A 19,513-nucleotide genomic window follows, 5' to 3' on the forward strand; every position below is an offset into this window, starting at 1 on the left:
ATGACTGAAGAAAAAATTCAAACGCCCGGCAATCCGTGGCTGGCCGGGCTGGCGTTGTTGTGCAGCCAGTTGTCCTTGAACGTGGGCGCGGCGATAGCCAAGGACCTGTTCCCCAAGATCGGCGTGGAGGGCGTGACGGCTTACCGTGTTGGCATTTCGGCGCTGGTGATGCTGCTGATGTTCCGTCCGTGGCGCACGCCGCTGACCACCAAGCAAGCCATCAACGTCGCCATCTACGGCTCGGTGATTGGCCTGATGAACCTGTTGATTTACCGGTCCTTCAGCCGCATCCCGATGGGCATTGCGGTGGCGATTGAAGTGGCGGGGCCGTTGACGGTGGCGGTGCTGTCCTCGCATCGTCCGCGTGACTTTGTGGCGGTCTGCCTGGCGGCGGTGGGCCTGTACTTCTTGCTGCCGATTCACGGCGAGGTTGACCAGCTCGATCCGGTGGGTGTGGCCTATGCAGCAGGCGCGGCCGTATGCTGGGCTTTGTACATCATCTACGGCAAGCGCGTGTCGGCCATGTCGGGCGGACAGTCGGTGGCGTGGGGCATGCTGGCGGCATCGATGTTCATCGTGCCGATCGGCGTCTACCATGCAGGTGCGCAGTTGCTGACACCATCCTTCCTGCTGGTCGGTGCGGCGATTGCGGTGATGTCGAGCGCGCTGCCGTACACGCTGGAGATGCTCTCGATGCGCACGCTGTCGTCGCGCACCTTCAGCATGTTCAGCAGCGCCGCGCCGGCATTGAGCGCGCTGGCCGGCATGGTGGTGCTGGGCGAACATTTGACGCTGACGCAATGGCTGGCCATCGCCGCCATTGTTGCCGCCTCGGCGCTGACCTCGTTGCGCTAGCTTGTTGATTTTGTAAGCAGTTCGTGGCAGCATACCCGCTTATCCAAGGAGATGTCATGCAGATCGAACGCGCACAACAACCTATCGCCGCCGCCGCTGTCACGCTGGTGCTGCTGATTGTCAGCATCGCGTTGTTCATGCCGCCGCTGTTTGAAAAATACACCAGCCAGTCGGTACTGTTTATTATCGGCGCTGGCATCAGCATTTGCGTGTGCCTGGTGCTGCATTTTGTGTTCATCGGCATTGCCGCCAAGGAGCTGGGCCGCTCGCCGGTGCTGTGGGTGCTGCTGTCGCTGTGCACGCTGCCGATCGGCTCCATCATCGGCCTGATTTTGTTCGAGTGGTTCAGCGAACAGCAAAAACAAGCCGCCGTGTAAAACGCTAGACAGACGTGAACGGGATCGTCTAGTATCGATCCCGATGCAATTAGCATCGACGTCGCTCGGACGGATCCGGGCGCTTACGTGGACAATTCATGACTGACTCTTCATCGCCGCGCAGCTTTGCGCGCATCGATCGCCTACCCCCATACGTTTTCAATGTCACCGCCGAGCTCAAGCTCGCGGCACGCCGTCGCGGCGAGGATATCATCGACATGTCGATGGGTAATCCCGATGGCGCCACGCCGCCGCACATCGTGAGCAAGCTGGTCGACACGGTACAACGGCCCGACACCCACGGCTACTCGGCCTCCAAAGGCATCCCGCGTTTGCGCCGCGCCATCTCCAAGTGGTACCAGACGCGCTATGACGTGAGCTTTGATCCGGACTCGGAAGCCATCGTTACTATCGGCTCCAAGGAAGGCCTGGCGCACCTGATGTTGGCCACGCTGGATCAGGGCGACACCGTGCTGGTGCCGAATCCAAGCTACCCCATCCACATCTGGGGCGCGGTGATTGCCGGTGCAAATATCCGTTCGGTGCGCATGACGCCCGGCGTCGATTTCTTCGACGAACTGGAACGCGCGGTGCGTGAGAGCTATCCGAAGCCGAAGATGATGATCCTCGGCTTCCCGTCGAATCCAACCGCGCAGTGCGTGGAGCTGGAATTCTTCGAACGCGTGGTGGCGCTGGCCAAGCAGCACAACATCCTGGTGGTGCACGACCTGGCCTACGCCGACATCGTGTTTGATGGCTGGAAAGCGCCGTCCATCATGCAGGTGCCGGGCGCGCGCGAGGTGGCGGTGGAATTCTTCACGCTGTCCAAGAGCTATAACATGGCGGGCTGGCGCGTCGGCTTCATGGTGGGCAACAAGGAACTGGTGGCGGCGCTGGCGCGCATCAAGAGCTATCACGATTACGGTAGCTTCACGCCGGTGCAGGTGGCGGCGATTGCGGCGCTGGAAGGCGATCAACACTGCGTGAGCGAGATTTGCGCCCAATACCAAAGCCGCCGCGACGTGTTGCACAAAGGTTTGTGCGAAGCCGGCTGGCCGGTCGACAAGCCGAAAGCCTCGATGTACATCTGGGCGCGCATTCCGGAAGCGTATCGCCATCTCGGTTCGCTGGAGTTTTCCAAGCTGCTGCTGGCTGAGGCCAAGGTTTGCGTCTCCCCCGGCATCGGTTTCGGAGAGTACGGGGATGAATATGTGCGCTTCGCCTTGATCGAGAACGAAGCGCGGATTCGCCAGGGCTTGCGTGGTATCAAAGCCATGTTGCGCAAGACTTCTGCATAAATCTGCACGAAGTTTAAGCTGCATCAAATCATTTATTTGATGCGGCGGCTACCGTAGCTCTCAGGACCATCTTCGGAGCTACCGCCATGTCAAACTTTCCCACAGGAGCCAGCGCACGGCGCCTGGTCTCCTCAGTCCAAAAGTTGGAACGTACCTTGGCCACTGCCGGTTTGCCGCGCTTTGTCGCGCGGTTGCCGGTGTGCTGGCTAAGCTGGCATTACTGTCGCATGCTGGACCAGAAAATCTCGCGCATGCGCAAGATCGCCGGCAAGTTTGACAGCTGGGGACCGACCATCCGCGAAATTTCGCCGAGGGCGCAGGAAAAGCTGGAAATGCTGGACCTTGATCGCAGCATGCGCACCGACATCGAATTTACCAAGACCACCATGATGGAGCTGCGCGATTACTGCGTAGATATCGGCCGTCTGTTCGAGCAGCTGGGCTACCAGTCGGCCGGGCTGCATCGCCGCCAGACCATGCTGATGGAAGTGCTGGAAGCGTCCTGCGCCTCAGCCAGCCGCATGCAGGAAGCTCTGACGCAGCATGACGAGATGGTACTGGCGCGCCTGCGGGCCGAGGCGGATGCCACGACGGCCGCAGCGGCGAAGGCTTTAGTTTAGAAGCCTTCGAGCACAATCTTGCCCTTGGCAGTATTGCTTTCGATCAGGGCGTGCGCGCGCTTGAGGTTGGCGGCGTTGATTTTGCCGTAGCGCTCCGCCAGCGTGGTTTTCACCGCTCCGGTCTCGACCAGCTTGGCGACATCGTTTAACAGCTGGTGCTGTTTCTGGATGTCGTCGGTCTGGAACATCGAGCGCGTGTACATAAATTCCCAGTGCAGCGAGACGCTCTTGCGTTTCAGCGTGCGCACGTCAAGCGAGGCTGGATCGTCGATCAGCGCGACCTTGCCTTGCGGCGCGACTAGCTCGCTGATGGCGTTCCAGTGGTGATCGGTCTGGTTCAGCGCGGCGACGTAAGTCACCGGCGGCAAGCCGAGGCGGGCGATTTCTTCGTTCAGCGGTTTGCTGTGGTCGATCACGTGATGCGCCCCCAGCTGCTTGATCCACTCGCCGGTTTCCGGACGCGAGGCGGTGCCGATGATGGTCAGGCCGGTCAGCTGGCGCGCCAGCTGGACCAGGATGGAGCCCACGCCGCCTGCGGCGCCGATCACCAGCAGCGATTTGCCTTGTGCGGCGCCGGCGTCGCGGCTCACTTCCAGACGGTCGAACAGCAATTCCCATGCGGTGATGGTGGTCAGCGGCAGTGCGGCGGCTTGCGCGAAGTCGATGTTCTTCGGCTTGTGGCCGACGATGCGTTCGTCCACCAGGTGCAGTTCGCTGTTGGTGCCAGCGCGGGTCAGGTCGCCGGCGTACCAGACTTCATCGCCTACCTTGAACAGCGTAACGTCAGGGCCGACCGCTTTCACCACACCTGCAGCATCCCAGCCGATGACTTTTGCCTGGCCTTCAGCCGGGGCAACGTTACGGCGGATCTTGGTGTCGACCGGGTTGACCGAAATGGCGCGCACTTCAACCAGCAAATCGCGGCCGGTGGCTTGTGGGGCAGGCAGTTCGATATCGATCAGGGCGTCGGCGTGATCGATCGGCAGGGACTGGCGGTAGGCGATGGCTTTCATTCTTCAAATGCTCCGAAAAGGTTGGTATGGGCGTATCATCATTTATTTCGTAGTGCCGAAAAAGAGGCGTTTCGCCGAAACACTTTCAAAAAATTGAAGAAAATGCTGAGACTGGATGATTTGACCGTGTTTGTGAGTACCGCTGACCGCGGCAGCTTGTCGGCCGCCGCACGCGAGCTGGAAATTTCCCCTGCGCTGGCCAGTGCCGCCGTCAAGCGGCTGGAAGGCGAGTTGAAGCTGCGACTGTTCGCCCGCACTACGCGCTCGCTGCGGTTGACTGAGGAGGGCGAACACTACTTGCGCCATGCGCGCGAGGCGCTGCGGCTGCTGAAGGAAGGCCACGATACGCTCAAGCAAGGGCAGGAAACGCTGGGCGGCACGCTGAAAATCTCCATGCCATCCGACCTTGGCCGCAACATGGTGATCGCCTGGCTGGATGAATTCCAGGCGCTGTATCCCAAGGTTAGCTTTCAGCTCAGCATCAGCGACCGTGTGTCGGACATGTACCGCCAGCCGGTTGATATCGCCATCCGCTACGGCGTGCAGGAAGATTCCAGCCTGATCGCGTTTCCGCTGGCGCCGGAAAACCGCCGCGTGCTGGTGGCGTCGCCTGAGTACATCAAACAGCACGGCAAGCTGGCATCGCTCGACGAACTCGCTCGCCACAACTGCCTGCGCTTCATGCTGGACGACGTGATCCACGACCGCTGGAGTTTCTACCGCGACGCCGGCGCCGAGCCGGAAATCATCCACGTCAACGGCAACCGCAGCGTCGATGATGCGGACGTGGTGCGGCGCTGGGCGGTGGCAGGCGTCGGTATCGCCTACAAATCACGTCTCGACCTGAGCGCCGACATCCGCGCCGGCCGGCTGCAAGTGCTGCTGCCCGATGTGCTGGGCGAACGGACCGCGCTCCATATGCTGTGCATGCACCGCTCGCAGGTCACGCCGACCGTGCTGGCGCTGCGCGACTTCCTGCGTACCCAGTGTGAAAAAGCTTAAAGCCGCCTGAAATCGGCCAATGCCGTACTTGCGCTGCAACAAAAAACGCTTACCATAGCGGCAATAAAACAATTTCGGGAGAGAGTCATGACCGACACCCAGCGCGATATCCTGAGCGCCGGTTTTTCGCTGACATTGATTGCGCTGGCCGCATTCGTGATGCAGCGCTTCTTCCTGCCGCTGATCTGGGCCGGGATTTTGTGCGTGGCCACGTGGCCGCTGTACCTGCGCATGCGGGCGCGCTTTGGCCGCCATCATATCTGGGCGGCGGCCGTGCTGACCTTGCTGCTGGCGGCGGTGTTCATCGTGCCGGTGCTGCTGGGTGTGGCGCAGGCGGCGAAGCAAGCGCCTGAGCTGGCCAATTATGTCGTCACCGCCAACACGGACGGCATCCCGGTACCGGCGTTTATCCAGCACTTGCCGGGCATCGGCGATTCAATCACTGAGTGGTGGCAAGCCACACTGAGCCAGCCGCACGGCTTGTCGCACTTGATGTCGGACCGCGAAATCAACGGCTTCCACTCGGCCAGCGACATGATCAAGGTAGCCGGCGTCGGCTTCATGCACCGGCTGGTGAATTTCGGCCTGGCTTTCCTGTGCCTGTTCTTCTTCTACAAAGACGGCGAAGTACTGAATCGCCAGATCACCGCCATCGGCAGCCACTGGTTCGGTGATGTGCGATGGGGCCACTACGCGCAGAAAATCCCGACCGCCATCCGCGCCACCGTCAATGGACTAGTTCTGGTGGGCTTGGCTGAAGGCGTGTTGATCGGCATCGGTTACGCCATTGCCGGCTTGCCGTCCGCAGCGCTGTGGGCGGCGGCAACTGGCATTCTGGCGATCATTCCTTTTGGCGCGCCTATCGCTTTCCTTGGTGCTGCTGGTGTGCTGGTCTTTAACGGCGCCATTCCGGCCGCTATCGCAGTGGCGGTATGGGGCGGTGTCGTGCTGTTCGTCGCGGATCACTTTGTACGGCCTGGCATCATAGGCAACGCCACGCGGCTGCCATTCCTGGCCGTACTGTTCGGCATACTCGGCGGGGTGGAAACCCTGGGCCTGGTTGGACTATTTATCGGTCCGGTCGTGATGGTTCTGTTTGTGACGCTGTGGCACGAAGCGCATCCTGCGGATGTCGGTTCGCCAGTTGCCAAACCCAGGTGAGGAGCGCTAACGAAGCAGCGGCGCTGGCCGGCCTGTCATGCGACTGGGATGGGCAACTGGCACCGGCAACCATTAATGAGCCTTCGATTTCGACAGGATCAGCAACCAGCGGCGGAACAGCAGCACTTCCAGATGGCCAGCTTGCACGCCGGTGTCGCATTCCATAATTGGGTTGACGGCATAGAAGCGCTTGCGGAAGTCGCGGCACACCATCATTTCGCGTTTGCCCATGCGAACCATGAAAGAGGTTGGCAGGTATTCCAGACCGAAACGGGAACCATAGCTGCTGTTCAGAGTGCTCATGTGAATTCCTTAAGTTGGTGATGTGTTTAACGAGGAGTTCAGAATAGCATAACTACTGTATGAATAAACAGGTACTGTGCAAATAAACAGTAAATTTGCCATTTCGTAGTTTTTACGCCAACTTCATCGGCGGACCGCTTAGGAGCACCAAATTTTCAGCAAATTGCGTAGTTTCGTGGAGGCAAGACTGTCTCCGGGCGGGGAATTCGGCCTGCACCTGACCGTCGGCATGGTATTGCTGCTGGCGTCGGGCTATGTTTTTCATGAACTGGCCGAGGCGGTGATGGGGCAGGAGGCCATCACGCTGTTGGACGTGCAGGTGGCGCACTGGTTCAACATGCATGCGGCCGAGCCGCTGACCAGCTTGATGCTTGGCGTGTCGGCCGTGCACTCGGTGGCCGGCATGGTGCTGCTGTTTTGCTTGCTGGCGGTATGGCTGTGGCGCCAGCGGGCTTACTACTGGCTATTGGCGTTGGTGTTCTCGGTGCCGGGCGGAATGGTGTTGAACGTGGCGCTCAAGCATGTGTTCCAGCGCGCGCGGCCGGCGTTTGAGGATCCGCTGGTAACGCTGGCGACCTACAGCTTCCCCAGCGGCCACACCACGGCGGCGACGTGTTTCTACGGCCTGCTGGCCAGCTATCTGGTCATCGTCCGGCCGGCGTGGAACGTGCGCGTGGCAACAGTCGCGTTATGCCTGGCGATGATATTGTTGGTGGCGTTTAGCCGCGTCTATCTGGGCGCACACTATGTCAGCGATGTGCTGGCTGCGATGGCCGAGAGTGTGGCGTGGCTGGCCGTGTGCATTACCGCCATCTCCACCTTGCGCCGTCGCCGTGAACTCAAAACAGTATAAATCGTATGGATAAAATCATCGTCATTGTGAATGCAAAGGCAGGCTTGGGCTACTGTGGTGGCTGGCAAGCTGCGTTAGCCGAGAAGTTCCGCGCCCAAGGTGTGGAGGCCGATATCACGCTGGCGCAAAGCGGCGACGAGATGATCGCCCGCGCTGAGCGTGCTGTGGCTGAAGGTGTTGCCACGGTGGTGGCCGGCGGCGGTGACGGCACCATCAACGCGGTGGCGTCGGTGCTGGCGGGCACGCCGGTGCGGCTGGGGGTGCTGCCGCTGGGCACGCTGAATCACTTTGCCAAAGACCTGAAGATTCCGCTGGAGCTGGACGAAGCCGTTGCCAACGCGGTGCACGGCGCGGCGGCCAAGGTGGACGTGGGCGAGATCAACGGCCGCATCTTCCTCAACAACTCCAGCCTCGGCATCTACCCGGACATCGTGCGTGACCGTGAGCAGCAGCAACGTCATCTTGGACGCAGCAAATGGCCCGCATTCGGCTGGGCGCTGGTCACGGCCTTGCGGCGTTTTCCCTTCCTCAACGTGCGGCTCAAGATCAACGGCGAAGAGCATTTGCGGCGCACTCCCTTCGTCTTCATCGGCAACAATGAATATCTGCAGGGCCTGACGCTGGGCGCGCGCGAACGGCTCGACAGCGGCCAGCTGTGCCTGTACGTGGCGCAGAAACCGACCCGCCTCGGCCTGCTGCGCTATGCCGCGCACGCGCTGTTCGGCCGCCTGAAAGCGGCGCGCGATTTTGATGTGCTGTCGGCGCCATCGCTGGTAATCGAGACCCGCCACCAGCGCCTGCGTGTGGCGACCGATGGCGAAGTCACGCTGATGAGCCCGCCGTTGTGCTATCGTTCAAGGGCAGCGGCGCTGACGGTGATTGTGCCGGCCGCCTAGGAGGGGAGCATGCGCACCATCGTCCACTTATCCGATCTGCATTTCGGTCGCGTCGATCTGGATTTGCTGCGGCCCTTGCAGCAGCGGGTGGCCGGGCTGGCGCCGGACGTGGTGGTGGTCTCCGGCGACCTGACCCAGCGCGCCAAGACCGAAGAATTCCAGGCCGCGCGCGCTTTCCTCGACACCTTGCCGGGGCCACAGATCGTGGTGCCGGGTAATCACGACATCCCGCTGTACAACGTCGCCAGCCGCTTTCTGGCACCGCTGCGCAAGTACACGCGCTACGTTACATTGGACCTGGCGCCGGAATATGTGGACGAGGAGATCGCCATCCTCGGCATCAACACCGCACGCTCGCTGACGTTTAAAGATGGCCGCGTCAACCAGGAGCAGCTGGCACAGGTGCGCCAGCGCATGCAGGCGGTGGGACCTGACCATACGCGCATCATCGTCACCCACCATCCTTTCGATTTGCCGGAGCATTACGATCCGGATGACCTGGTCGACCGCGCGCCGATGGCGATGCAGGCGTTTGCCGAATGCGGCGTCGACGTGCTGCTGGCCGGCCACCTGCACGCCAGCCATGCGGGCAGCAGCGCGCAGCGCTACAAGATCAGCGGCTACGCGGCGCTGGCGGTGCAAGCCGGCACCGCCACCTCCACGCGCGGGCGCGGCGAATCCAACTCCTTCAATGTGCTGCGGGTGGCGCCGGATGATGTGCAGGTGGAGCGCTACAGCTGGATCGAAGGCACGGGCAGCTTTGAATCCGTGCACACCGAATACTTCCGCCGCAGCGGCGACGTGTGGTCGCTGGCGGCGGAGGCTTAAAGCCAGTAATTCATCAGCCGCGCGGTCCATTCCTTCATGCGCTGGAACACCGAGCGGTCGCGCCACTGCTCCAGCGTGATGGGCGTGGAGTCGCGTATGTCTTCCTGAAACGCGCGCTCCATTTCGCCGCCAAAGGCCGTACCCATGACGATTACGTTGACCTCGCTGTTGTGCAGGAAGCTGCGCATGTCGATATTGGTTGAACCCACCGTTGACCAGGTACCGTCAATGACGGCAGTCTTGGCGTGCAGCACGGCCAGCTTGAGCTGGTAGATGTGCACACCCGCCGCCAGCAAGTCATCATAGAACGCATGGCCGGCATAGAACACCAGCCCGCTATCCGACACGCCTGGCAGCACGATCTTCACATCCACGCCGCGCTTGGCCGCCGCAATCAGCGCATCCACGGTCTGCCGGTCCGGCACGAAGTAGGCGGCGGTGATGTGGATGGATTTCTGCGCTTCCTGTATCGCCAGCGCGTAAGCCTTGTAGATTTCAAACTGTCCGCCGGGTTCGCTGCCCAGCACGCGCACCGCCTTGTCGCCGGCGATCACCGGCGTAGGGAAGTACTCGGCTTCCGGCAGTTCGAGCTTGTCCTGCCCCATCCACTGGCGCACGAACAGCCACTGCATGGCGCGCACCGCTGGTCCTTCGATCTTGACGTGGGTATCGCGCCAGCCTACCTGCGATTTGTCGGTCGGCTTGGAGCCCGAGCGGAACAGCGAACTCTTCGCGTAGGTGGCGCTGATGTTGATGCCGCCCGTGAATGCCACCTTGCCGTCCACAATCAACACCTTGCGATGGTCGCGGTTATTGAGTTTCCAGTCGTCCCCGCCAACCTTGGCTGGGTTCACCGGATTGAATTCGATCAGGCGGATGCCGGCATCGCGCATGCGCTTGAAGAACTCGGCCGGCACACCGATGGTACCGACGCTGTCATACAAGATGTTGACGGTCACACCTTGCTGCTGCTTCTCGATCAGCGCATCGGCAAACTTCAGGCCCAGTTCATCCTGGTCGAAGATGTAGGTTTCGAAGTTGATGTTGTTGCGTGCACCGGCAATCGCCTTCAGCATTTCCGACAACGTTTGCGGGCCGTCGAACAGCAGCGTGACTTTATTGCCGGCGATGAGAGGCTGGCCAGTGGCGGCCTCTTCCTGCGCGGCGGTGGGCCAGCGTTTGTTGAGCTTGCTGGTGGTGGCGGCTGGCGTCACCTTGGCGCTCAAGTCCTGCACATCCGGTAACGACGCGCATGCGCCCAGCAATCCCCAGCACATTAATAACAAGGGCAGCCAGCAGCGTATGCGCGTGGATTTCATAGTTGTTCTTCCTTCGCTCCAAAGAAGAAGGCAACGGGCGCTTCAAGGAAGCGGCGTCCCAAAGCCTTCAGTAGTTGCCAGCCGTGATTGAAACGCACCTGGCGCGAACGCAGTGCCACCCACAGCGCCAGCCCAAAACTTACCAGCAGATTGACCATGCCGATGGACAGGAAACCTGCCACCGAAGTCACAACCAGTTCCCAGCTGACATTGTGATCGAGTCCAACAATAGCTGTCGCAAAGTTGGCGGAGGAGAAGGTGACGTGGCGGATGTCCAGCGGAATGCCCAGCACGAAGCCGATGAACGGCATCACGCCCAGCAAAATACCGAAGAAGAAATTCCCCATCAGCCCGCCGAGATTGTTTTCCATGTAGACGCCGAGGCGGTCCAGCCGCTCTTGTCCCAGCAGCCAGCGCAGGCCGCGCAGTTGCGAGATGCGCTGCGCCCAGCGCGTGTACAGCGCCTTGTTGTCGTAGTAGCCCGAGATCAGGCCAGCCACGAACAGGCAGATGCCGGCAATCGCTGCATAGATCAAGGTCGGTGCATGGATAGGGTCGATATCGTGCAGCAGGTGCATGGCCTTGTCCGGCGACACCAGATGGTGACCGGTGATATGCGGCCATGCCAGCGCGATGGCGTACGCAGTTGGGATCGCCACCGCCAGGTTGCCCAGCACCGCCATGATCTGCGTGCGGATCACCTTGGCGCACAGCTCGGCCATGCTGTCGATATCGATGTTGCGGCCATCCTTGGAGTGCAGGCCGGAGGCGATGCGCGAAGCAGTCATGGCCGGCTGCTTGGTCGCCACCGTGAAGTGCAGCAAGTGGATAAACATGAAGCCCAGCGAGTAGTTCATGCTGAACAGGAAGGCTTCCACCAGCGGCGCCGCGCGCAGGTAGGACATCAAAATTTTAAACAGCGCCATGAAGCCGATCACCAGCCCGGCGCCCGCCGCTTGCACGAACATGCCGCCCAGCTGTTTGCGGTTGTCGGCCACATAGTGCTCGCCGGTGTGGCTGGCGTTCTCGGTGATGTTACGGGCCAGCAGGTCGACGTTATCGCGCAGCAGATCGGTCACCTTGTACTTGTTGTTGTGCGCTTCAACCAGCTCCAGTCCCAGCGCCACGGCGGCGTTGCGGCGCGCGTCGTCATGCTGCTCATCGACCAGGAACAGCAGCTTGCGCATGCGGTTCAGGCTTTGCGTTAGCGACACCAGCAGATAGGTGAGGGCAACGGTGGTGCCCTGGCTCAGTGCCTTCTTGCGGATTTTGGCGACGACGGCGTCGCACTGGTCCAGCATCACCAGCAGGTGGCGCGTGTCTTCCAGCGTGACGTCTTCGCCGGCCAGCTTGCGCTGGTAGGCGTCGAGATAAGCGTTGACCTCGAAGTTCTGCACCATGAACGGTGATTCGTAGGTCTCCATCTCGGTATGGAAATTGGTCAGGCGTGGCTCAAGGCCGATGGCGCACACGCGGTAGGACAGGGTGCGGATGGCGTCGAGCAGGCCGGGCAGCATCAGGTTGCCGCCATCCGGCGCGGCGTGCTGCACCACGTCCAGCAAGGCCAGCCAGTCTTCCGCCGGCACGGTGGTCATCCAGATGTAATCGGTGCGCTTGTAGACGATCTGGTCCAGCGCGTCGCTCAGGTAGTCGTTGCCCAGCGCCGGCGGCAGGATGCGGTAGGCGATGCGGGTGCGCAGTTCGGAGAAAAAGCCGTCGTTCGACAGCACACCGATTTCGGTGTATAGGCTGGCGTGGCGGCGCGCGGCGATGATGTTGCGCACGTACTGGCGCAGCGCCAGTGCATGTTGCGGATTGCCCTTCAACAGCTGGCACAGGGTGCGGACGTTGGCAGTAGCCCGCGCGCCATCGCTGGCGCGGTGGGGACGGAGGGTGCCGAACAGTTCGACCAGCAGGCCGATATCGCTACTGTCCGCATTGATTTTTTCGAGGATTTCTAGCATCGCGCCAGTATAACGGCATGACGGGCTGCTGTATGTACGCTATCGTACATAGCGATTTCCTCGTGAAATCAAGACCTTACATCGGCTTGGCCGGGCAGGTGGCGCTCAGCCAGCGGCCTTTCGACTCGACGTCCGCCGAGCGCGGGCCGGCGCCAGCGGCATTGGTGACATGCATGGTCATGGTGTAGGCATTGTCGCCGTCGAAGCGCAGCTGGCCGTTGCCGCTGGAGGCTGGATCGGTGCAGGTGAACGACACATTCATGCCGCCCGACACCGGCTCCTGCTTGGAGCTGCACTTGCCTTTCTGATTCATCGGCAGTTCCTTGCGCGCGGCCATTTCCGGCGTCACGCAAGCGGTGAGGGTGATGCCGCCGTCGCCGCCAACCTTGGGCATGGAGATGCCGTTCTTGGCCATCATCGCCTCGATCTGTGCGCGTTGCTCGGGCGGCATGGCGGCGAACTGGGCGGCAGCCGCGCTCATGGCCTGGTCTTGCTGGGCGTTGCCGGTCTTGACCTTGCTGGTCATTTCCCACAGGCCTGGTTTGATGGTTTGCGCAGAGGCTTGAACTGCCGCCAACATTGCCAAGGTAAGCACTAGACGTTTCATAAGTCCTCCCCAAAACGACAAGCATAAACGAAAACGGCGCCTCACAGTGGAGGCGCCGTTTCGGCAGGCTGCGGAGATGGCTACACGCCGCGTCCGCTAATCAGGCGCAGCAGCACCATGATGATGGCGACCACCAGCAGGATGTGGATGAAACCGCCGATGGTGTAGGAAGTAACGAGGCCCAGCAGCCACAGGATGAGCAGAACGACAGCGATGGTGTAAAGCATGATTATCTCCTCGGGTTGTGTTGGGATGATTATCGGTACGCACCGTATTTGTTTCTGTACGCTGGCGTACCTAGTGGGCTTAGTCCATCGAACGCAGCTGGCCATTCACCACGCGCACCGAGTCGCCCGAGCGCCACGATGGCTGCTGCGCGTTGTGGAAGGTGCGCTTGGTGCCGTTGTCCATGCGGACCACGACGTCCCAGCTTTGGGTGGTTTTCATATTGCCTTCGATCTGGTTGCCGGCCACTGCGCCGCCGACCGCACCGGCCACCGTGGCCAGCTGGCGGCCGTGGCCGCTACCGACCTGGTTGCCCAGCAAGCCGCCCAGCACCGCGCCGCCCACTGCGCCGACGCCGCTGCCTTTGGGACGGTGTTCAATCGCACGCACCGATTCCACCACGCCGCAGTTGCTGCATGGAGCCTGGCGCGCTTCCTGTTCCTGCTGCTGGCCCTGCGGCAGCGCTGCATCGTTGTAGGCGGACTTAGGTGCTTGCTCCGGCGCTGGCGGCAGGCCGCTCACTTGGGCCGGCACGGTGGCGTTGGAGTTCGGCAGCCATCCCAGGATCGCTGCGCTACCGACGCCGCAGAACAGCACCACCGCCACGGCGGCGATGACCATGATCGGATGGGTAGCTGGTTTGTTTGGGGTGTCCATGTTGGGGTGTCCTTGGTTATTTGTTGAAGCGCATATTTTCCTCAAGGACATCTAATCCTTCCGTGCGTCACCGTACATACAGTGCAAATAATTGCCTTTAATCTGCAAGCATGCATACCTCGACCTTTAACGCCACCGATGAAGACCGCATGCCCTCCCGGCTGGCGAACAATCGCTTGCTGGCCAGCCTGTCGGACGAGGACCAGCAGCAGCTGGCGGCAAGATGCGAGATTGTGCGGGTCGAAAACGGCCAGCTATTGTCGGAAGCAGGGCAGCAGATGCGCTACGTGTACTTTCCCATTGATTGCCTGGTCTCCTTGCTCGGCGTGGCGCAAGGCCGCATGACGCTGGAGGTTGGCGCGCTGGGCCGCGAAGGCATGCTGGGGGCGTCGGCGGTGCTGGGGAGCGAACAGGCGCAAGTGCGCGCCGTGGTGCAGCGCTCGGGCCGTGCGTATCGTATGGACATTGGCGACTTCGTCACCGAGTTCCATCGCATGGAAGCCTTGCAGCGGCTGCTGCATCGCTACACCGACATCATGCTGGCGCAAGCAATCCAGATTGCCGTGTGCAGCCGCTTCCACGTGCTGGAAGCGCGGCTGGCGCGTTCGCTGCTCATCACGCGCGACCGTTTGCAGTCCGATAAATTCCACCTGACGCACGAGTTCCTGGCCCATGCGTTGGGCGTGCGCCGCGTCGGTGTCACCAAGGCGGCCAGTGCGCTGCAGCTGCAAAAGCTGATCACCTACAGCCGCGGCAATATCGAAATTCTCGACGCGACCGGTCTGGAAGCGGCCTCCTGCCACTGCTACGATTTGTTCAAGGAGAAGTAAACGTGTCATTCCCGCGAAAGCGGGAATCCATAGAGCGCTGGACTGCACGCTCAGCATGGATTCCCGCCTGCGCGGGAATGACGCAGTGATATCGGGTTTTAACGCGGTGGCTTCTGCACTTGATTACCAATGACACCACCCACTGCTGCGCCGCCCACGGTGCCGATTGGGCTACCGCCGGTCAATACCGAGCCGGCCACTGCGCCGACGCCCGCGCCGATGGCGGTGTTTTTGTCTTGCCCCGACATATTGGCGCAAGCACTCAGGCCCAAGGTTGCCGTCACAATGGCGGCAGTTGCTGCAATACGTTTGACGTTATTCATGATCTGCTCCTTGTGTTGTAGATGCTGGTCACAAGGATAAGCAAACGCACCGCTCGCTTCCGTTCGACACCGCACGCTAGTGGCGTATCTGCGCCATCAAGGCTTTACACTCGGAGCTTACGCCGGGCGCGGTGCTGACCAGCGGCACGATCGCCGCCACCGGCGCCACCACCGCCAGCGCCAGTGCGCCGCCGGCGCGCAAGGCCAGCGTACCCTTGTCCACGCTGAGATCCGGCTCCTTGAAGGTGCCGCGCACATAAATCGGCGCCCGCAGCGAAATCACGCGCATGCTTTTGGCGTCGGGCCGCAGCGTCAGGTCCAGTTTTTCGTTGCCGAGGTTGACCGTGCCGCCGATATCAATGCGCGCCTCGGAGGTATCGACCACGAACAGGCGCGATTTCATCACGCCGTTGGTGACAGCAAAATCAGTCACCATGCAATTCAGCTTGACCTGCTTGTCGCCTACCAGCTTGGTCAGCACCACGCTGCCGATGTTGAGGCCCATCGCCTCCAGCAGCAGCTTGCTGACGCTGCCCTGGCTGACCACGCCTGTCAATTCGCCGTTGGACGCGCCCAGCAGACTGGCCACCGAATTGCCGGCGGCCGTCAGCCTCACGTCCGCGTTGACTTCTCCCACCGTGGCCTGCATGCCCTCAATGCCGGGGAACAGCTGCCGCAGTTGCAGCTTGCGCGCGCCGGCCTTGAGTTCGGCGCGGATGGCGTGTGGATCGACCTGGCCGCTGCCGTCCAGCTTGACGGTGGACGTGAAGCGGCCGCCGGCGATGTCGAAGTCCAAAGGCGTCAGCGCCAGCACGCCATCCTTCAGGTGGATTTGCGTTTCCAGATTCTGGATCGGCAGGTCCTTGTTGCGCGTGATTTGTTTGGCTTTGAAATTGACATCGGCATCGATGGCGGTCCAGTGTTCAGTACGGAACTGTTCCACTGGCAGTACTTTGTTGCCCGGCTGGGTAGTATCTGCGCCGCGCGCTTCCTTGCTGGCATTGGAGTCGGCACCGATCAGCGGCCCGAGGTCGGCCACTTGCAGCAGCTTCGACTGCACCGTGCCGCTCAGCACCGGGCGTGGCGCGCCGGTCTTGAAATCGAGCTTGCCGCCGATATCGCTGCGGCCGACCGTGCCGGTGAACTGATCGTAAATCCAGTGGCTGGCATTGGCGCCGAGATTGCCGGTGAGGTGGCCGGCAGTGGCGAACGGCGGCGTTTCCGGCAGCAGCACGCCGGTCAGGCCGTACAGGCGCGCCATGCTGGGGCCGGACAGTTTGAGCTGCACGTCGAGCGCCGCCAGCGAGGCAGGCTTGGTCAGCGTGCCTTCAAAGCTGATGCTGGTGCCGCCGATGTTGAGGTCGGCCGCGAGCGGGAAGGGCGCGTTTTGCTGCTGCAAGGACAGCACTGCGCCAGCCTTGCCGCTGCCGCTCACATCCTGCTGGTTCCACTTGCCGCGCAACTGCCAGGCCACGCCGTAGCGGGCGTCGCTGATGGTATCGACCTTGGCGGTGGCGTCCATGTGCGTCAGCGCATCAATGTAGCGCACCGAGCCTTTGGTGAAGACGATGCTGTGGACGTCGAGCGTCCACGCCGACGGTTTGTCATCGCGCTTGAAGGTCCAGTTGTTCTTGCCGTCGGCGTCGCGTTGCAGCAGCAGGGCGGGATTGGTGAAGCGCAGCTCGGGAATCTCGATGCGCTGGCGCAGCAGCGGCAGCAGTTCAATCGCAAACGCAAACTGATCGACGCTGACCATTTCCGATGGCGCCTGCATGCCGCGTGGATTGCCGACGTGAACATCGCGCGCCACCAGGTGCGGCAACGGTAGCCAATGGCCTTGCCGCTGCCACGCCAGCGATACCTCGCCGCGAATCTCAAACGGCCGGTCGATTGCCGTGCTGATCTTGTCGTTAAGCCACGGACGCGCCTTGTTCCAATCGACGCTATTGAGTGCGACGACGACAGCCAGCACAGGAACGCCGGCGGCAAGGGCGATACGGGAACGACGGGACAGGGGCATGATGGGCCTTGGTTTTTATAGTTGCATCATTTTACACACTCCCGGTTTGGTGCGTCACCGTACTGATGCTGTTTCGCCATCAGCATATAACTACGGTTATCCCAACCATCTTGAGGAGAAAAATAATGAACCATGTAACCAAGCTGTGCGGCATCGCACTGGTGCTGGGCCTGAGCGCCTGCGCCAGCGACAAAACCCCTGCCACCGCTGATGTCGCGGTCTCGCGTGAAGCAGTCGCTGCTGCCACCAGTGCAGGCGCGGCCGATCTGGCGCCAGTGGAAATGCAATCGGCACGTGACAAGCTGATGCGCGCCAACCAGGCGCTGGCCGCCAAGGATTACAAAACGGCGCAAGACCTCGCCACGCAAGCGCAGGCTGACGCCCAGCTGGCGCAGAGCAAGGCCAACTCGGCCAAGGCCACCAGCGCTGCCGACGAGCTGCAACAAAACATCCGCCTGCTGCGTGAAGAACTGCAGCGCGCCAACGCCACCAGCCAACAATAAAACAAGGAGTCGATCATGAAAAAACTCATCCTGCTGCCTAGCGTATTTGCCATGTCCGTGATGTTTGCCGCGTGCAGCACCACGCCCACCACCACCAGCCAGCTGGATCAGGCGCGCGGCGACTTCATGGCGGCGCAAAATAATCCATCAGTTGCTGCTAACGCACCACTGGAATTCAAGGCCGCCTCCGATGCACTGGACCGTGCCAACGCTGCGGCCGCCAAAAAAGAAAGCCTGAATGAGATCGACAAGCTGGCCTACATCGCCAAGCAGAAGATCGCCACTGCGCAGGAAGCCGCCCGCGCCAAGCAGGCTGAGGCTGACGTGGCCAACGCCGGCCGCCAGCGCGATGAAATCCGCCTGCAAGCCCGCACCGCCGAAGCCGAGCAGGCCCGCATGAGCGCCGACCGCGCCAAATCGCAAGCCGAGCAAGCCAAGGCCGACGCCGACGCCGCACGCGCCCAAGCCGACGCCGCCGCCAATTCGGCGCGTGATGAAGCGGCCAAGAATGCCGCCCTGCAGCAGCAACTGGCTGACCTGCAGGCCAAGCAAACTGATCGCGGCATCATCATCACGCTGAGCGATGTGCTGTTCAACGTTGACCGCGCCGAGCTGAGTGCCGAAGGCATGCGCACCGCGCAAAAACTGGCCGACGTGCTGATGCAGGAACCACAAAGCGTGGTGCTGGTCGAAGGATTTACCGATAGCACCGGCACCTCGGCGCACAACCTTGAACTGTCGCAACGCCGCGCTGAATCGGTGCGTGCTGCGCTGATCGGGCTGGGTGTCCCAAGCGGCAAGATCGGCACGCGTGGCTATGGCGAAGCTTATCCCGTGGCCAGCAATGCCGACGCCGGCAGCCGCCAACTGAATCGCCGGGTGGAAATCGTGCTGTCGCAAAACGGCGCACCGATCGCCAACCGCCGTTAATTTTTGAAAAGGAAGGACTGACCCATGGCTGAATCTACCCCATCCGGCATCGATGTCGACGCCATCCGCGCGGCCGCCCGCAACCTGCAGGACGGTCCCGTTACCGCCGGCTACCAGGGTGACCGGGAAGCCGTCATCAGCATGCTGAACGACGCGCTGGCCACCGAACTGGTGTGCGTCATGCGCTACAAGCGCCACTACTACACGGTGGCCGGCCGCGACAACGCCGGCATCAAGGCCGAGTTCCTTGAGCACGCGCAACAGGAACAGGAGCACGCCGACTGGCTGGCTGAACGCATCGTCCAGCTCAACGGCGATCCTGATTTCAATCCGGCAACATTGCTCGCACGCAGCCATGCCGAGTATGATGCGTCAGAAGACGTACAATCGATGGTGCGGGCCAATCTGATCGCAGAGCGGGTCGCCATTGAATCGTACCGGCAAATGATCGCCCGCATCGGCGATAGCGATCCGACCACACGCCATCTTTTGATCCAGATCATGGCGGTGGAAGAAGAACACGCTGACGATATGCGAGATCTGCTTGACGAGCACCGTTGAGGCGGCGCGGCGTTATTTGCGGTACAGTTTCACACCAACAACCACAACAGGAGCTTCATCATGCTGGAACAAAACATCAGTACCGTGAATAACGACGTGAAAACCCTGGTGAAGGATGCGCAAGCCCTGTTCACCGCCGCCACCGCGCTGACCGGTGAAAAGGCCGAAGAACTGCGCGGCCGCGGCATGCGCGCGCTGGACACGGCCTTGGCCAAAGCCCAGGAAGCGCAAATCAGCGCGGTGGCTGCGACCAAGGAAGCGGCCAAACAGGCGGACGAGTACGTCAAGGAAAACCCATGGCGTTCGATTGCCCTGGCAGCCGGCGTGGGCCTGCTGATCGGCGTGATCATCGGCCGCAAGTAAGCTAT

Annotated in this window: 23 protein-coding genes; 14 read left to right on the forward strand and 9 right to left on the reverse strand. The window is 61.5% G+C overall.

Features of this window, described 5'->3' with window-relative positions; translation table 11 throughout:
- From GTP46_RS13840 to GTP46_RS13855, 4 genes are all read left to right on the forward strand, one after another.
- Positions 1 to 855, forward strand: a complete 855-nt coding sequence (locus tag GTP46_RS13840) for an EamA family transporter (protein WP_161007230.1) — start codon at positions 1 to 3, stop codon at positions 853 to 855.
- A 56-nt stretch (positions 856 to 911) separates the two neighbouring features.
- Positions 912 to 1,232 (forward strand): hypothetical protein, encoded by a 321-nt coding sequence (locus tag GTP46_RS13845; protein ID WP_161007231.1) that lies wholly within the window; start codon positions 912 to 914, stop codon positions 1,230 to 1,232.
- Between the two features lie 98 nt (positions 1,233 to 1,330).
- Positions 1,331 to 2,530 carry an alanine transaminase gene (alaC, locus tag GTP46_RS13850; protein ID WP_161007232.1) on the forward strand — a complete coding sequence of 400 codons (1,200 nt, stop codon included), beginning with the start codon at positions 1,331 to 1,333 and terminating at the stop codon, positions 2,528 to 2,530.
- A gap of 155 nt (positions 2,531 to 2,685) precedes the next feature.
- Complete coding sequence (locus tag GTP46_RS13855; protein WP_229258936.1) at positions 2,686 to 3,150, forward strand: hypothetical protein; 465 nt, start codon at positions 2,686 to 2,688, stop codon at positions 3,148 to 3,150.
- Here GTP46_RS13855 and GTP46_RS13860 read toward each other — a convergent pair.
- Positions 3,147 to 4,163 (reverse strand): zinc-binding alcohol dehydrogenase family protein, encoded by a 1,017-nt coding sequence (locus tag GTP46_RS13860; RefSeq protein ID WP_161007234.1) that lies wholly within the window; start codon positions 4,161 to 4,163, stop codon positions 3,147 to 3,149. The two genes, GTP46_RS13855 and GTP46_RS13860, sit on opposite strands and share 4 nt — an antisense overlap.
- Before the next feature lie 102 nt (positions 4,164 to 4,265).
- Between GTP46_RS13860 and GTP46_RS13865 the strand changes: the two genes are divergently transcribed.
- Positions 4,266 to 5,165, forward strand: a complete 900-nt coding sequence (locus GTP46_RS13865; protein ID WP_161007235.1) for a LysR family transcriptional regulator — start codon at positions 4,266 to 4,268, stop codon at positions 5,163 to 5,165.
- A gap of 87 nt (positions 5,166 to 5,252) precedes the next feature.
- Entirely contained in the window at positions 5,253 to 6,326 is a 1,074-nt protein-coding gene (locus GTP46_RS13870; protein WP_161007236.1) for an AI-2E family transporter, read from the forward strand.
- Positions 6,327 to 6,398: 72 nt separating this feature from the next.
- Here GTP46_RS13870 and GTP46_RS13875 read toward each other — a convergent pair whose 3' ends face one another.
- Positions 6,399 to 6,629 (reverse strand): hypothetical protein, encoded by a 231-nt coding sequence (locus tag GTP46_RS13875; protein WP_090192292.1) that lies wholly within the window; start codon positions 6,627 to 6,629, stop codon positions 6,399 to 6,401.
- Positions 6,630 to 6,804: 175 nt separating this feature from the next.
- Between GTP46_RS13875 and GTP46_RS13880 the strand changes: the two genes are divergently transcribed.
- Genes GTP46_RS13880 through GTP46_RS13890 form a run of 3 tightly spaced genes read left to right on the forward strand, consistent with a single transcriptional unit; the run spans position 6,805 to position 9,206 of the window.
- Positions 6,805 to 7,482, forward strand: a complete 678-nt coding sequence (locus tag GTP46_RS13880; RefSeq protein WP_371869660.1) for a phosphatase PAP2 family protein — start codon at positions 6,805 to 6,807, stop codon at positions 7,480 to 7,482.
- A gap of 5 nt (positions 7,483 to 7,487) precedes the next feature.
- Positions 7,488 to 8,378, forward strand: a complete 891-nt coding sequence (locus GTP46_RS13885) for a diacylglycerol/lipid kinase family protein (protein WP_161007237.1) — start codon at positions 7,488 to 7,490, stop codon at positions 8,376 to 8,378.
- Positions 8,379 to 8,387: 9 nt separating this feature from the next.
- Entirely contained in the window at positions 8,388 to 9,206 is an 819-nt protein-coding gene (locus tag GTP46_RS13890; protein WP_161007238.1) for a metallophosphoesterase family protein, read from the forward strand.
- On the opposite strand, the gene cls is transcribed toward GTP46_RS13890, so the two are convergent.
- The 5 genes from cls to GTP46_RS13915 form a co-directional block, all read right to left on the reverse strand.
- Positions 9,203 to 10,525, reverse strand: a complete 1,323-nt coding sequence (cls, locus tag GTP46_RS13895; protein ID WP_161007239.1) for a cardiolipin synthase — start codon at positions 10,523 to 10,525, stop codon at positions 9,203 to 9,205. The genes GTP46_RS13890 and cls overlap by 4 nt on opposite strands.
- Entirely contained in the window at positions 10,522 to 12,489 is a 1,968-nt protein-coding gene (locus GTP46_RS13900) for a site-specific recombinase (RefSeq protein WP_161007240.1), read from the reverse strand. Before GTP46_RS13900 ends, cls begins: the two co-directional genes overlap by 4 nt.
- Positions 12,490 to 12,565: 76 nt before the next feature.
- The gene (locus GTP46_RS13905) at positions 12,566 to 13,096 is read right to left on the reverse strand and encodes a DUF3617 domain-containing protein (protein WP_161007241.1); all 531 of its coding nucleotides are present in this window, start codon (positions 13,094 to 13,096) and stop codon (positions 12,566 to 12,568) included.
- Between the two features lie 80 nt (positions 13,097 to 13,176).
- Positions 13,177 to 13,323, reverse strand: coding sequence for a lmo0937 family membrane protein (locus GTP46_RS13910; protein ID WP_008446864.1), 147 nt, complete (start codon positions 13,321 to 13,323; stop codon positions 13,177 to 13,179).
- Between the two features lie 79 nt (positions 13,324 to 13,402).
- The gene (locus GTP46_RS13915) at positions 13,403 to 13,978 is read right to left on the reverse strand and encodes a glycine zipper 2TM domain-containing protein (protein ID WP_161007242.1); all 576 of its coding nucleotides are present in this window, start codon (positions 13,976 to 13,978) and stop codon (positions 13,403 to 13,405) included.
- 110 nt (positions 13,979 to 14,088) lie between these two features.
- Between GTP46_RS13915 and GTP46_RS13920 the strand changes: the two genes are divergently transcribed.
- Positions 14,089 to 14,808, forward strand: a complete 720-nt coding sequence (locus GTP46_RS13920; RefSeq protein WP_161007243.1) for a Crp/Fnr family transcriptional regulator — start codon at positions 14,089 to 14,091, stop codon at positions 14,806 to 14,808.
- Between the two features lie 98 nt (positions 14,809 to 14,906).
- Here the strand turns inward: GTP46_RS13920 and GTP46_RS13925 are convergent, their stop codons facing one another.
- Both GTP46_RS13925 and GTP46_RS13930 read right to left on the reverse strand, forming a co-directional pair.
- A complete protein-coding gene (locus GTP46_RS13925; protein ID WP_161007244.1) occupies positions 14,907 to 15,131 on the reverse strand; it encodes a YMGG-like glycine zipper-containing protein in 225 nt (74 codons plus the stop codon).
- A gap of 76 nt (positions 15,132 to 15,207) precedes the next feature.
- Positions 15,208 to 17,151 carry an AsmA family protein gene (locus tag GTP46_RS13930; protein ID WP_161007245.1) on the reverse strand — a complete coding sequence of 648 codons (1,944 nt, stop codon included), beginning with the start codon at positions 17,149 to 17,151 and terminating at the stop codon, positions 15,208 to 15,210.
- 125 nt (positions 17,152 to 17,276) lie between these two features.
- Here GTP46_RS13930 and GTP46_RS13935 point away from each other — a divergent pair, with 125 nt between their 5' ends.
- The 4 genes from GTP46_RS13935 to GTP46_RS13950 are packed head-to-tail and all read left to right on the forward strand — an operon-like array spanning position 17,277 to position 19,508.
- Entirely contained in the window at positions 17,277 to 17,654 is a 378-nt protein-coding gene (locus GTP46_RS13935) for a DUF4398 domain-containing protein (RefSeq protein WP_161007246.1), read from the forward strand.
- Positions 17,655 to 17,669: 15 nt separating this feature from the next.
- Positions 17,670 to 18,584: an OmpA family protein gene (locus GTP46_RS13940; protein WP_229258937.1), complete on the forward strand. Its 915-nt coding sequence runs from the start codon at positions 17,670 to 17,672 to the stop codon at positions 18,582 to 18,584.
- A 24-nt stretch (positions 18,585 to 18,608) separates the two neighbouring features.
- Positions 18,609 to 19,145: a ferritin-like domain-containing protein gene (locus GTP46_RS13945; RefSeq protein WP_161007247.1), complete on the forward strand. Its 537-nt coding sequence runs from the start codon at positions 18,609 to 18,611 to the stop codon at positions 19,143 to 19,145.
- Between the two features lie 60 nt (positions 19,146 to 19,205).
- Positions 19,206 to 19,508, forward strand: a complete 303-nt coding sequence (locus GTP46_RS13950; RefSeq protein WP_161007248.1) for an ElaB/YgaM/YqjD family protein — start codon at positions 19,206 to 19,208, stop codon at positions 19,506 to 19,508.
- The last annotated feature ends 5 nt before the right edge of the window (positions 19,509 to 19,513 follow it).

It is taken from the genome of Duganella flavida, assembly GCF_009857445.1.
Classification (GTDB): Bacteria; Pseudomonadota; Gammaproteobacteria; order Burkholderiales; family Burkholderiaceae_D; genus Rugamonas; species Rugamonas flavida.